Source organism: Xinfangfangia pollutisoli (assembly GCF_020179405.1).
In the GTDB taxonomy this organism is placed as follows: Bacteria; Pseudomonadota; Alphaproteobacteria; order Rhodobacterales; family Rhodobacteraceae; genus Pseudogemmobacter; species Pseudogemmobacter pollutisoli.
The window spans coordinates 26623-38998 of sequence record NZ_JAICBZ010000038.1 but is presented as its reverse complement, the minus strand read 5'-3'; the positions used below and the strand labels follow the sequence as shown (position 1 = coordinate 38998).

The window sequence follows — 12376 nt, the reverse complement described above, 5'->3', positions numbered from 1 at the left end:
ATGGCGGCGGGCCAGGGCGTGGCACGGCGCGACGGCGCGGTCTTGTGGTTCGGCGTGCTGGAGGGCGACAGCCCGCCGGCGCGCGCGCCCTGGATCGGCCGGATGACGCCCGTGCCCACCCCCGCCGGTCCGGTGGCCGCGGGGCGGCTGGTGCCGGGCGACTGGATCCTGACCGAGGATGCGGGGCCCTTGCGCCTGCGCGACATCCGCCAGCTGGCGATGCCCAGCCGGGGCAGCCATGCCGCGATCGTGCTGCGCGCGCCCTATTTCGCACAAGGGGTCGACCTTCTGGTCTCGGCCGACCAGCAGGTGGCGCTGGGCGGGCCCGAGGCCGAATATCTGTTCGGCGAAGAGCAGGTTCTGGTCAGTGCCGGCGCCCTGGCCGATGGCCGCAGCGCGGTGCAGGACAACCGCCGCGCCGTCACGACGGGCGTCTCGCTGGATCTGGGCGGGCTGCATCTGATCGACGCGGGCGGCTGCCTGCTGATGACGGCGCATCATGGCCGGGCCGAGCCTGCGCCGCTGATGCCCCTGCGGGCGATCCGCGATTACGAGGCCGCGCCGCTGATGGGACTGCTGCGCCGTTTGCGCCCTTCGGACGCGGCCTGACCCCTATTCGGGACGTGTCCAGTCGGTGGCATTGCAGGCGGGGCAATGCGGCTGGGGCTGGGGCAGAACCTGGCCGCAATTCACGCAGACCGCCCCCGCCTTCGGATCAGGCGGCGGCAGGTCGGTCAGTTCCACCGGCGGGCAGATCTGCAATCCGGGCCGGGCGGGCTGGGCGCGGAACAGCGACAATTCGCCCGAGGGCTCCAGATAGGCGGCCCGGATCTCGCCCAGATTCGCGATCTCTTTCAGCCGCAGCATCTCCATCAGTTCCAGCGTGCCCAGCGCCCGCGCCGACACCCCGTCGCACAGGATGCGGCCATCGCGGATCACCTCAAGCGGGCGGCCGTCGATCAGCCGCTTGGCAACCTGCCAGCGCCGGATCGCCAGATCGACGGCCTTGTCCAGCAGGACGATCATCAGGATCACCAGCATCGCATGCAGAAGCGGCACTTCGGGGTAGAACAGCGCGTCCCCCACGGCCGAGCCCAGCGCGATGACCAGCAGGAATTCGACCAGCGACAATTGCGAGATGCTGCGCCCGCCGATCCAGCGCAACAGGCCGGCGGTCCAAAGCCAGATCACCAGCACCCGGAACAGGATTTCCAGCAGGAACAGCGGCGGCGCATCGCCCCAAAGCATGCGCGCGACATCGAAAGGGACGATCGTTTCCATGCCCGGCCCTCTGCTCTGCCTCGGCAGGTGCAACGTTCGGGCGCGGCCGCGGTTCCTTAGCTGTAGAAGGGCGTCATCTGCGCGACGATGACCGAGTTTTCTTCCAGCGCGCGCTGCATCAGCGCCACTTCCTCGGCGCCGATCTCTTCGCCCGCCTTGCGGCGTTCCTCAAGCGTGCCCAGACCTTCCACCTCCAGGGGTGCCAGATCGGCCTCTTTCAGGATCGCCACCGTCTCGCGCACGGCTTCGGCCTCATCGACGCCCGAGGCATAGCAGATCAGCGCCGCCCCGGTTGCCTTGTCGGGCAGCCCGTCGCCGGTCTTGCGCCCGACCTCGACCACCAGGGTATAGACCTGCTGGGGGCGCTTTTCCTTGACCGGCTTGGCGGTGCCGTGATCTTCGGCCTCGTCGTCCATCTTAATCCCGCAGCAATTCGTTGATCGAGGTCTTCGACCGGGTCTGCGCATCGACCTTTTTCACGATCACCGCGCAATACAGGTTCACCCCGCCCTTCGAAGGCATGGATCCGGCGACTACGACCGAACCGGCCGGCACTTCGCCATACATGACCTCGCCGGTCTCGCGGTCGACGATCTTCGTCGACTTGCCGATGAACACGCCCATGCCCAGGACCGAGCCCTCGCGCACGATGCAGCCTTCCACCACTTCCGACCGGGCGCCGATGAAGCAATTGTCCTCGATGATGGTCGGGCCGGCCTGCATCGGTTCCAGAACGCCGCCGATGCCGACGCCGCCCGACAGATGCACGTTCTTGCCGATCTGCGCGCAGGATCCGACGGTGGCCCAGGTGTCGACCATCGTGCCTTCATCGACGAAGGCGCCCAGGTTCACGAAGCTGGGCATCAGCACCACGCCCTTGGCGATATGCGCCGATTTGCGCACGATACAGTTCGGCACGGCGCGGAAGCCCGCGGCCTTGAATTCGGCCTCGCCCCAGCCAAGGAATTTCGAATCGACCTTGTCCCACCAGCTGCCGCCCTGCGGCCCGCCGGATTGCAGGCCCATGTCCTGCAGGCGGAAGCCCAGAAGCACCGCCTTCTTGGCCCATTGGTTCACATGCCAGTCGGCGCCGCGCTTTTCGGCCACCCGCAGCGTGCCCGCGCCCAGCGCCGCCAGCGTCGCTTCAACCGCATCGCGCGCCTCACCTTTCGAGGCCGGGGTCAGGGCGTCGCGGCCTTCCCAGGCGGCTTCGATGGCGGCTTCCAATGCGGCATTCGACATGAGGCTTTTCCTTTTCCCGGTTTCATGGGGGGCCCCGCGGCTATAAGCCTTGGGGAATAGCCACGCAATCCGGGCGAGAGATGAAAGAAGAAAACCGCAACCATCCGTTCCGCGACTCGACCCAGGATGTCGAGACGGCGAAGCGCATTCCCGACACGCCGCAGACCCGGTCTCCTGCCTATCGGCTGGCCTTCGACGACCATGATTTCCTGACGCGCGAGGAATTGCGCCCGGTGCGGCTGCAGCTGGAACTGTTGAAGCCGCAGATGCTGATGGACGAGAAGGGGATCGAATCGACCGTGGTGATGTTCGGCGGCGCGCGGATCCCGGCGCCCGAACATCGCGACCAGGCCCGCACCCCGGCGCTGGCGGCGCTGAGCCATTATTATGACGAGGCCCGCCGCTTTGCCGCCGCGATGACCGAACGCAGCCTGGAAAGCTATGGGCGGAAATGGGTGGTCTGCACCGGCGGCGGCCCCGGGGTGATGGAGGCCGGCAATCGCGGCGCGGCCGAGGCCGGGGGCGCCTCGATCGGACTGAACATCGTCCTGCCGCATGAACAGGCGCCGAACCGCTATGTCACGCCGGACCTGGCCTTCAACTTCCACTATTTCGCGATCCGCAAGATGCATTTCCTGATGCGGGCGGCGGCGGTCTGCGTCTTTCCCGGCGGCTTCGGCACGCTGGACGAGATGTTCGAAAGCCTGACGCTGATCCAGACCGGGCGGATGAAGCGCATCCCCTTCCTGCTGTTCGGCCGCGACTGGTGGGAAAGGGTGGTGGATTGGCCGATGCTGGCCGAAGCCGGCGTGATCAGCCCCGGCGATCTGGGCCTGTTCCGCATCGTCGAGACCGCGGAAGAGGCGCTGGCGCTGATCGACAATTGGCCCGAAGCATGACGGCCGGATCATGACCGCGCCCCCCGCTTTGCGCCCCGGTCGCGTGCATGAGGTGGGCGGTCCCGCCGCCTGGGCCTTTGCCGCGGTGCAGGCGGCGCAGGGCCGCGGCCCGGTTCTGTGGCTGCGCGAGGCCTGGCTGGCCGAGATGCCGAACCCAGCTGGCCTGGCCGGCTTTTTCGACCCCGCGCGGCTCTTGCTGGCGCAGACCCGCAACCAGACCGACACGCTGGCCGTGGCCGAAGAGGCGCTGCGCGACGGGACGGTGCCGTTCGTGGTGATCGACATCACCCAGCCGCTGGGCCTGACCGAGGGCCGGCGGCTGCAGCTGGCGGCGCGGGACGGGCAGGCCACCGGCCTGTGCCTGATTCCCGAAGGCGCGGGCAGCAATGCCGCCGAAACCCGCTGGCTGGCCAGCCCGCTTTACGATCCGGCGCCGCCGAGTGGGGGGGCGGACTCGACTCTGATGCGATGGGAGCTTAAAAAGAACAAATCAGGAACCAGTGGGCTTTGGGATGTTCGGTGGGATGCAGCGACGCATCGTCTCGATGTGGTTTCCCCGCCTGGCGAGCGACCGCAGCCTGCGGGCCCGCCCGGCTGAGGGGCCATTCGCGCTTGCCCTGACGCAGGAAAATGCCGAGCGCATCCATTGCCTTTCGGCCAAGGCGGAACGGCTGGGCCTGCAGCGCGGCATGACGATGGCCGATGCCCGCGCCTATTGCCCCGATCTGGTCAGCCGGCCGGCCGATCTGCCGGGCGATTCGCGGTTCCTGGCGATGCTGGCGCGCTGGGCCACGCGCTATTGCCCCTGGGTGGGCCTGGACGGCGCCGATGGGCTGGTGCTGGACGTGACCGGCGCCACCCATCTGGCCGGGGGCGAATCGGCGCTGCTGGCCGATATGCGCCAGCGGCTGGCGCGGGCCGGCCTGTCGGTGCGGCTAGGTCTGGCCGACAGCCGCGGCGCGGCCTGGGCGCTGGCGCATTGGGCCGAAGGCATCGCGCCAAAGGGCCATGTTCGAGACGTTCTGGCCCCTTTGCCCGTCGCCGCCCTGCGCCTGGATGCGCCCGTTTGCGACGCGCTGCGCCGGCTGGGCCTGCAGACCGTGGGCGCGCTGATGGCCACGCCCCGCGCGCCCCTGGCCCGGCGCTTCGGCCCCGCGCTGATGCAGCGGCTGGACCAGGCGCTGGGCGATCTGCCCGAGGCGATCTCGCCCCAGGCCGAGGCGCCGCATTACGGCATCCGCCTGACCCTGCCCGAACCGATCGGCCGGACCGAGGATGTCATGGCCGGCACGGCGCGGCTGCTGGATCGGCTCTGTGCCCGCCTGAAGGCGCAGGATTCGGGCGCGCGGGTGCTGGAACTGACGCTGCGCCGCGTCGATCAGGCCAGCCAGACGGTGGAGCTGCGCCTGGCCGGGCCGATGCGCGACCCGGCCCGCATCCTGCCGCTGTTCCGCCGCGGCATCGAGGCGGCGGATGCGGGCTTCGGCATCGACCAGCTGCGGCTGGAAGCGACCCTGGCCGAACCGCTGCCGCCCGAACAGATCACCCGCGCCGGTCCCGCCCGGCAGGGCGCGGCGCTGGACGATCTGATCACAAGGATCGGCACGCGGATCGGGCTGGAAAACGTGCAGCGCTTTCTGCCGGCCGACAGCCATATTCCCGAACGCAGCTTCCTGATCGCGCCGGCCGCCTTCAGCCGCCCTGAAGGCGCCTGGGTCAGCCCGCGTCCGCGGCCCTTGCGGCTGTTTGCGCCCGAACCCGTCACCGCCACGGCGCCCGGCCCCCAGCCGCCCCGGCAGTTCCGCTGGCGGCGCATGGCGCTGGCCACGGCGCGGGCGACCGGGCCCGAACGGATCACGCCGGAATGGTGGCTTGAGGATGCGGCCTGGCACAGCGGCCTGCGCGATTACTGGCGGATCGACACCCGCCAGGGCCGGGCGCTGTGGATGTTCCACACCCCCCAGGCGCCGGGCTGGTTCGTGCAGGGGGAATTCGCATGACCTCGCCCGCGATTCCCGCGCTGTCGGGCTATGCCGAATTGTGCGTCACCTCGAATTTCACCTTCCTCACCGGCGCTTCGCATCCCGAGGAACTGGTCGTGCGCGCCGCCGAACTGGGGCTGAACGCGATCGCGATCACCGACCGCAACTCGATTGCCGGTGTGGTGCGGGCCTGGCGGGCGCTGGCCAACTTGCGCGAGAAGGCGGATCAGCCGCTGCCGATCCGCTCGCAGCACCGGATCGACCCTTCGTCGCGTCAGGCCTTCGGCCAGCCGCAGGATCTGGCCCGCCCGCCCGCGCTGCAGCTGCCGAAGCTGATCGTGGGCTGCCGGCTGGTGCTGCGCGACAGCCCGGTGCAATGGCTGGCCCTGCCGCAGGATCGCGCCGCCTATCAGTGCCTGTGCCGGCTTCTGACCCTGGGCAAGCGACGGGCCGGGAAGGGAGAGTGCCATCTGGACAGCCGCGACCTGCTGGACGGCTGTGCCGGCATGGTGCTGATCGCCCTGCCGCCCGCCCGGCCAGAGGCGGCGGCCCCGCATATCCAGTCTCTGCGACGGCGGTTTCCGGGCCATGTCTTCCTGGGCGCGGCCCCGCGCTATGACGGTTCGGACCAGGCCTGGCTGGCCGCCTGCGCCCGGCTGGCACAGCAATGCTCGGCGCCGATGGTGGCGGTGGGCGATGTGCTGATGCATCGCGCCAGCCGCCGCCCGCTGGCCGATGTGCTGACCTGCCTGCGCGAGGGGCTGACGATCGACCGGATCGGCACCCGGGCCCTGCCCAATGCCGAACGCCGCCTGAAAGGGCAGGAGGATATGGCGCGGCTGTTTCGCGACCATCCCGCCGCCCTGCGCCGCACGCTGGAAATCGCCGCACGCTGCAGCTTTGACCTGTCGGAACTCAGCTACGATTACCCCGACGAGATTTCGGATGGTGAAACGCCGCAGGCCCGGCTGGACCGTCTGGCCCGCGAAGGCCTGGCCCGCCGCTATCCGCAGGGCGCGCCCGACAAGGTGATGACGCTGATGGCCAAGGAACTGGCGGTCGTGGCCGAACTGGGCTTTGCGGCCTATTTCCTGACCGTCAATGACATCGTGGCCTTTGCCCGCAGCCGCGGCATCCTGTGCCAGGGCCGCGGCTCGGCCGCCAATTCGGTGCTGTGCTATCTGCTGGGCATCACCGATGTCTCGCCCGATCTGATCAGCATGGTCTTCGAGCGCTTCATCTCGAAATACCGGGGCGAACCGCCGGATATCGACGTCGATTTCGAACATGAGCGCCGGGAAGAGGTGATCCAGTGGATCTATGACCGCTATGGCCGCCACCGCGCCGGGCTATGCGCCACGGTGATCCATTTCCGATCCCGCGCCGCGATCCGCGAGGTGGGCAAGGTCATGGGGCTAAGTGCCGATGTGACGGCCAGCCTGTCGGGGCAGATCTGGGGCATGTCCGACAGCGGCGTGCGGCCCGAGCGGCTGGGCGAATTGGGGCTGGATCTGTCGGATCGCCGCCTGGCGCAGACCGTGCGGCTGATCACCGAGATCATCGGCTTTCCCCGCCACCTGTCGCAGCATGTGGGCGGCTTTGTCATCACCCGCAGCCGGCTGGACGAACTGTGCCCGATCGAGAATGCGGCGATGGAGGATCGCACGGTGATCGAATGGGACAAGGACGATATCGACGCGCTGGGCATTCTGAAGGTCGATATCCTGTCGCTGGGCATGCTGACCTGCATCCGCAAGGCCTTTGACCTGCTGAAGACGCATGACCGGCAGGTCCTGACCCTGGCCAGCGTGCCGCAGGAAGATGCCGCCACCTATGACATGCTGTGCGCCGCCGATGCGGTGGGGGTGTTCCAGGTGGAAAGCCGGGCGCAGATGAACTTTCTGCCCCGGATGCGGCCGCGCACCTTCTACGATCTGGTGATCGAGGTCGCCATCGTCCGCCCCGGCCCGATCCAGGGCGGCATGGTGAAGCCCTATATCAAGCGCCGCCAGGGGCTTGAGGCCGCCGAACCCTTCGGGCCCGAGCTTGAAGCCGTCACCGCCCGCACCCTGGGCGTGCCGCTGTTTCAGGAACAGGCGATGCAGATCGCCGTGGTGGGCGCGGGCTATACGGCGGAAGAGGCCGACCGGCTGCGCCGGTCCTTGGCGGCGTTCCGGCGCATGGGCACGATCGCCGAACATCGCGAGCGCTTCGTCTCGGGCATGACGGCGCGGGGCTATGCGCCCGAAGTGGCCGAACGCTGCTTCGGCCAGATCGAGGGCTTTGCCGATTACGGCTTTCCCGAAAGCCATGCCGCGGCCTTTGCCATGCTGACCTATGTCTCGGCCTGGCTGAAGTGCCATCATCCGGCGGTCTTCGCCTGCGCGCTGCTGAATGCGCAGCCGATGGGTTTTTATGCGCCGGCGCAGATCGTGCGCGACCTGCGCGACCATGGGGTCGAGGTGCGGCCGGTCTGCGTGAACCGCAGCGGCTGGGACAATGCGCTGGAACGGCGGGCCGACGGGCGGCTGGCGCTGCGGCTGGGCTTTCGCCAGATCAAGGGCTTCCGGGCCGAGGATGCCGGCTGGATCGAGGCCGCGCGCGGCAATGGCTATCCCGATCCCGAAAGCCTGTGGCTGCGCGCGGGGCTGGGCCCTTCGGTGCTGGAACGGCTGGCCGAGGCCGATGCTTTCGCCGGGCAGGGCCTGACCCGGCGCGATGCGCTGTGGCAGGTGCGGGCGATCCGCGCGCCGGCGCCCTTGCCGCTGTTCGCCGATCCCTTGGATGGCGAAGGCCTGGCCGAGCCGCCGGTCGCCCTGCCTGCCATGCATCTGGGCGAAGAGGTGGTCGAGGATTACGTCGCCCTGCGCCTGACCCTGCGCGCCCATCCGATGGAACTGCTGCGCCCCGCGATCTCCGGCCTGACGCCGCATGCCGATCTGGCCACGGCGCGGCCGGGGGCGCGGCTTGCGGTCTGCGGGCTGGTGATCACCCGGCAAAGGCCCGGCACCGCCTCGGGCGTGATCTTCCTGACGCTGGAGGACGAGACCGGGGTTTCCAATGTGGTGGTCTGGCCGGCGGTCTATCAGCGCTTCCGCCGCGTGGTGATGGGCGGGCGGCTGTTGCGGGTCAGCGGCCGGCTGGAGCGCGAGGGCCAGGTCGCCCATCTGATCGCCGAGCAGATCGAGGATCTGTCGCCGCGCCTGTCGGATCTGGGCCATCCGCTGGACGCGGTGGTGGGCGTTACCCGCCCCGGCGCCGACGAGGCCCCGCGCCCCCATCGCAACCCGTCGCGCAGCCCTGCGCGGGCGCATCACCCGCGCGACCAGGCCAAGCGGCTGTTTCCCAGCCGCGATTTCCATTAGCGGCGCCGGTTTCCATGTAACGGGAGTGGCCGCACGGTTTGCTGCTCGGGGAACGATCTGCGACCGGGCAGATCGAGACAGGCTTCTAAAGGAAACCGATACCGCCAAGAGGGCCTGGGGAACCCCCTTACTGCCTGAACGCAACTTACCCCGAACAGCAAGACCGCAGCTTGGCCCCTGCCTTGCACAGCAAAGGGAAGCGGAGCAAATGCCCGACCGCCCTTTGCGGCGCTACGCAAAACGGCGGGCCTGGCCGTTAGGGCCAGGCCGCGCTGGGTCAACAAAAGCGATAACCCCTTAAACGCGCAAACATCGCACCATTTACAGGCACCATGTGTCATCCTGCGGCAGCCGGCGTAAATTCGTAGACTTGCCTAGGCAGTTTTGCCTATGCCTTTGCCCGGGGCTTGTGGCTAAACCAGCCCGGCGACGCCCTTCGCCCCGCAGGGGGCCGATATGCAGACCTCGAGGCAGGAGCAGACCATCACCCGATCCTTCAGTGCCATTCTGGCGATCAGCCTGGCGGGACTGCAATTCTTTGCGGTCCTGGCCGTGGTCACCAGTTCCTATGTCACCTCGGAACGGGCGCTGATCCGCCATGCGCGCGATCTGCTGACCGATGTCGCCGTCAACACGACCGAGCATTCCAAGGGCTTCCTCAGCCCGGCCCAGGGGGCGGCGGAACTTGCCGCGCGGCTGGCGCAAAGCCGGGTTGTGGCCAGCGACGACCCGCAGATCCTGGAAAAGCTGCTGTTCCAGCAATTGCAGATCACCCCGCAATTCGCCGGCATCTATTACGGCGGCGAGGATGGATCCTTCGTCTATGTCATGCGCACGCCCGGGGGGGCCGGCCCGATCCGTTCGAAGATCATCACCGTCACCGAGGGGCTGCGCTCGACCGAGCTGATCTGGCGCGACGATGACTTTCATGTGCGGCAGCGCAGTTCGGACCCGCAGGACCGCTTCGATCCGCGCGACCGGCCCTGGTATCTGCGCGCCCGGCAAGCGCGCACGACGATCTGGACCGATCCCTACATCTTCTTCTCGTCGCAGCAGCCGGGCATCACCCTGGCCGCGCCGGTGCTGACCGAACAGGGCCAGATCCGCGGCGTTGTGGGCGTGGATATCGAGATCTCGATGATCTCGAACTTCCTGGCGCGGCTGACGATCGGCACCCATGGCAAAGCGCTGATCATGAACCACAATGGCGATGTGATCGCCCATCCCGACATTGATCTGCTGCGCATGCGCGACCAGGACGGAACGCTGCGTTTCGCCAGCATCCTGGAACTGGAAGACCCGATCGCCCGCGCCGCCTTCTCGCCGCTGATGAAGGACGGTGCCCTGCGCGCGGTGCAGGAAATGCCCGCGCAATTCGTCTACAAGGGCGAAAGCTATGTCTCGGCGCTGATGCAGCTGAACAGCGATGCGTTGCCCTGGACCATCGCCGTCTATGCCCCCGAGAACGATTTCACCGCGGTGATCAAGCGCAACCGGCGCAGCAACCTTTGGATCGCGGCCGGGGTGGCGGTGGTGACAGGGCTGATCGGGCTGGCGCTGGCCCTGCGCCTGTCGCGGCCGCTGCGCGATTTCGCCGACCGCTCGGCCCTGATCGCGACCGGCCAGCTGGATGCCAGCGCCGGGCCGGCCGAGACCTATTCCGAACTGGAAAGTGCGGGACAGACGCTGATTCAGGCCACCGAAGCCCGGCGCGAGGCCGAGCGCGAATATGGCATGACCTTCGACCTGTCCAGCCGCGGCATGGCCCAGGTGATGCCGGGCACCGGCCGGGTGATCCGGGCCAACAAGGCGCTGTGCGACATCACCGGCTACAGCGCCGACGAGATGGCAGAGCTGACCCTGTCGGATCTGGCCGATCCCGAAGAGCCGGACTTCGACCCGCTCGACAGCGCCCAGACGCCGACCAATGTGGTCAATCAGCAAATGCGCTGGCGCTGCCGGGACGGGCGGGTGATCTGGGTCAACATCAACGCGATCATGATCCGCGATCGCACCGGCACGCCGCTGCATGCGGTGGTGACGGTCGACGACATTTCCGAAGCGCGCGAGAAAGAGCGCGAAATCCTGCGGCTCAACCGCGATCTCAGCCATATCGCCCGCGGCAATACGATGGGCCAGATGGCCTCGGGCCTGGCGCATGAGCTGAACCAGCCGCTGACCGCCATCGCGCAGAATGCCGATTCCGCGGTGCTGCTGCTGAACCGCAGCGCCGCGCCGCAGCCCGAGGTGCGGGCGCTGCTGGATCAGATCATGCGCCAGTCGATGCGCGCGGGCGAGATCATCCACGCGCTGCGCGCCTTCATCCGCAAGGACCAGGGCGAAAGCGGCCCGGTCAGCCTGCCCGATCTGCTGGAACAGACCATGCAGCTGTGCCAGGTCGAGATCGCCGAGGCCGGGGTGACCGTCGAAACGCAGCTGGAGCCGGACCTGCCGCCGGTTCTGGGCAACCGGGTGCAGATCGCCCAGGTCGTGGTGAACCTGTTGCGCAACGCGATCGAGGCGATTGCCGGCGCCGGCCTTCCCGCGCCCGACCGCCGGGTGACGGTGCAGGCCCGCCGCGCGGGCGCCATGGTCACGGTCACGATCGCCGATACCGGGCCGGGGGTCGCGCCGGGCCAGGCGCTGTTCACCCGGTTCGAGACCGGCAAGCCCGGCGGCATGGGCCTTGGCCTGTCGATCTGCCGCACCATCATCACCGCGCATGGCGGCGCGCTGTGGCACGAGCCGGTCCAGCCGCATGGCGCGCGCTTCCGCTTTACCCTGCGCATCTGCCAGCCGGCCGAGGCCGACCCGGCGGCAGAGACCTAGAAAGCTGGCAGGCGTCTGAGAGAATTCGGAAAATCAAGGCATGGACCGCTGCCGCCGGTTGCCCCTGCCCCCAAATTAACTAATATAATCTCATGGCCAGCTCTCGGTCTGGCCCACCCAACCGAGGGCAGTAATGGTCGCCGAGGCCGGTGAGGTATTGACGGTTTACCTGGTGGACGATGACGCTGACATCCGCAGCGCCCTGTCGTTTTCGCTTTCGATGCGCGGCTATCAGGTTGAAACTTTCGCGTCGGGGCCGGAATTCCTGGCTGCGCTGCGTCCTGCGATGCGCGGCTGTCTGGTGCTGGATTACGGCATGCCCGGGATGAACGGGCTGGAGCTGCAGCAGCAGCTGAACGATCTGAAGGTGGACATTCCGGTCATCTTCATCACCGGCCATGGCGGCGTGCCGGAATCGGTGCGGGCGATCAAGGCCGGGGCGCTGGATTTCCTGCAAAAGCCCTTCGGGCCGGCCGAGCTGATCGAAAGGATCGAAGCCGCTTTCGCGATCACCCGCGCTCGGCTGACGGTGGAAGAACGCAGCCGCCGCGACCGGATGCGCTTTGACAGCCTGACCCAGCGCGAACGCGAAATCGTGGCGCGGATCGTGGCGCGCCCCTCGGCGATTTCGTCGAAAGAGATCGCGGCGGATCTGGGCATCAGCCCGCGCACCATCGACCATCACCGCGCGCGGATTCTGGAAAAGCTGAACATGCGCTCGGTCGCGGAACTGATCTCCGAGATCAAGCGGCCCGAGTGACGCTGCCCGTCGGCGCCC

At 68.2% G+C, this 12376-nt stretch carries 10 protein-coding genes; 7 read left to right on the top strand and 3 right to left on the bottom strand.

Annotated elements, in window-relative coordinates; translation table 11 throughout:
* Positions 1 to 609, top strand: a 609-nt coding sequence (locus K1Y73_RS12470) for a Hint domain-containing protein (RefSeq protein WP_225028626.1), incomplete at its 5' end; no start/stop codon positions are given.
* Positions 610 to 612: 3 nt separating this feature from the next.
* On the opposite strand, the gene K1Y73_RS12465 is transcribed toward K1Y73_RS12470, so the two are convergent.
* Genes K1Y73_RS12465 through dapD form a run of 3 tightly spaced genes read right to left on the bottom strand, consistent with a single transcriptional unit; the run spans position 613 to position 2523 of the window.
* Positions 613 to 1281, bottom strand: coding sequence for a DUF421 domain-containing protein (locus K1Y73_RS12465; RefSeq protein WP_225028625.1), 669 nt, complete (start codon positions 1279 to 1281; stop codon positions 613 to 615).
* Between the two features lie 56 nt (positions 1282 to 1337).
* Complete coding sequence (locus K1Y73_RS12460) at positions 1338 to 1697, bottom strand: hypothetical protein (protein WP_225028624.1); 360 nt, start codon at positions 1695 to 1697, stop codon at positions 1338 to 1340.
* Between the two features lies 1 nt (position 1698).
* A complete protein-coding gene (dapD, locus tag K1Y73_RS12455; RefSeq protein ID WP_225028623.1) occupies positions 1699 to 2523 on the bottom strand; it encodes a 2,3,4,5-tetrahydropyridine-2,6-dicarboxylate N-succinyltransferase in 825 nt (274 codons plus the stop codon).
* A gap of 80 nt (positions 2524 to 2603) precedes the next feature.
* On the opposite strand from dapD, the gene K1Y73_RS12450 reads away from it, so the two are divergent.
* The 6 genes from K1Y73_RS12450 to K1Y73_RS12425 all read left to right on the top strand — a co-directional run bounded on the left by K1Y73_RS12450 (position 2604) and on the right by K1Y73_RS12425 (position 12358).
* Complete coding sequence (locus tag K1Y73_RS12450) at positions 2604 to 3422, top strand: LOG family protein (RefSeq protein WP_225028622.1); 819 nt, start codon at positions 2604 to 2606, stop codon at positions 3420 to 3422.
* A gap of 10 nt (positions 3423 to 3432) precedes the next feature.
* Positions 3433 to 4020, top strand: coding sequence for an ImuA family protein (locus K1Y73_RS12445; RefSeq protein WP_225028621.1), 588 nt, complete (start codon positions 3433 to 3435; stop codon positions 4018 to 4020).
* Positions 3935 to 5422 (top strand): Y-family DNA polymerase, encoded by a 1488-nt coding sequence (locus K1Y73_RS12440; protein WP_225028620.1) that lies wholly within the window; start codon positions 3935 to 3937, stop codon positions 5420 to 5422. Before K1Y73_RS12445 ends, K1Y73_RS12440 begins: the two co-directional genes overlap by 86 nt.
* A complete protein-coding gene (locus K1Y73_RS12435; protein WP_225028619.1) occupies positions 5419 to 8769 on the top strand; it encodes an error-prone DNA polymerase in 3351 nt (1116 codons plus the stop codon). The genes K1Y73_RS12440 and K1Y73_RS12435 overlap by 4 nt, the downstream gene beginning before the upstream one ends.
* A gap of 456 nt (positions 8770 to 9225) precedes the next feature.
* The gene (locus K1Y73_RS12430) at positions 9226 to 11598 is read left to right on the top strand and encodes a cache domain-containing protein (RefSeq protein WP_225028618.1); all 2373 of its coding nucleotides are present in this window, start codon (positions 9226 to 9228) and stop codon (positions 11596 to 11598) included.
* Between the two features lie 172 nt (positions 11599 to 11770).
* Entirely contained in the window at positions 11771 to 12358 is a 588-nt protein-coding gene (locus K1Y73_RS12425; RefSeq protein ID WP_318248240.1) for a response regulator transcription factor, read from the top strand.
* The last annotated feature ends 18 nt before the right edge of the window (positions 12359 to 12376 follow it).

What these genes read in the sequence shown, in the direction of transcription:
- K1Y73_RS12445 (WP_225028621.1), top strand. Translation starts at nt 3,433, where the DNA reads ATGACCGCGCCCCCCGCTTTGCGCCCCGGTCGCGTGCATGAGGTGGGC.
- K1Y73_RS12450 (WP_225028622.1), top strand. Translation starts at nt 2,604, where the DNA reads ATGAAAGAAGAAAACCGCAACCATCCGTTCCGCGACTCGACCCAGGAT.
- K1Y73_RS12465 (WP_225028625.1), bottom strand. Translation starts at nt 1,281, where the DNA reads ATGGAAACGATCGTCCCTTTCGATGTCGCGCGCATGCTTTGGGGCGAT.
- K1Y73_RS12460 (WP_225028624.1), bottom strand. Translation starts at nt 1,697, where the DNA reads ATGGACGACGAGGCCGAAGATCACGGCACCGCCAAGCCGGTCAAGGAA.
- K1Y73_RS12440 (WP_225028620.1), top strand. Translation starts at nt 3,935, where the DNA reads ATGTTCGGTGGGATGCAGCGACGCATCGTCTCGATGTGGTTTCCCCGC.
- K1Y73_RS12435 (WP_225028619.1), top strand. Translation starts at nt 5,419, where the DNA reads ATGACCTCGCCCGCGATTCCCGCGCTGTCGGGCTATGCCGAATTGTGC.
- K1Y73_RS12430 (WP_225028618.1), top strand. Translation starts at nt 9,226, where the DNA reads ATGCAGACCTCGAGGCAGGAGCAGACCATCACCCGATCCTTCAGTGCC.
- dapD (WP_225028623.1), bottom strand. Translation starts at nt 2,523, where the DNA reads ATGTCGAATGCCGCATTGGAAGCCGCCATCGAAGCCGCCTGGGAAGGC.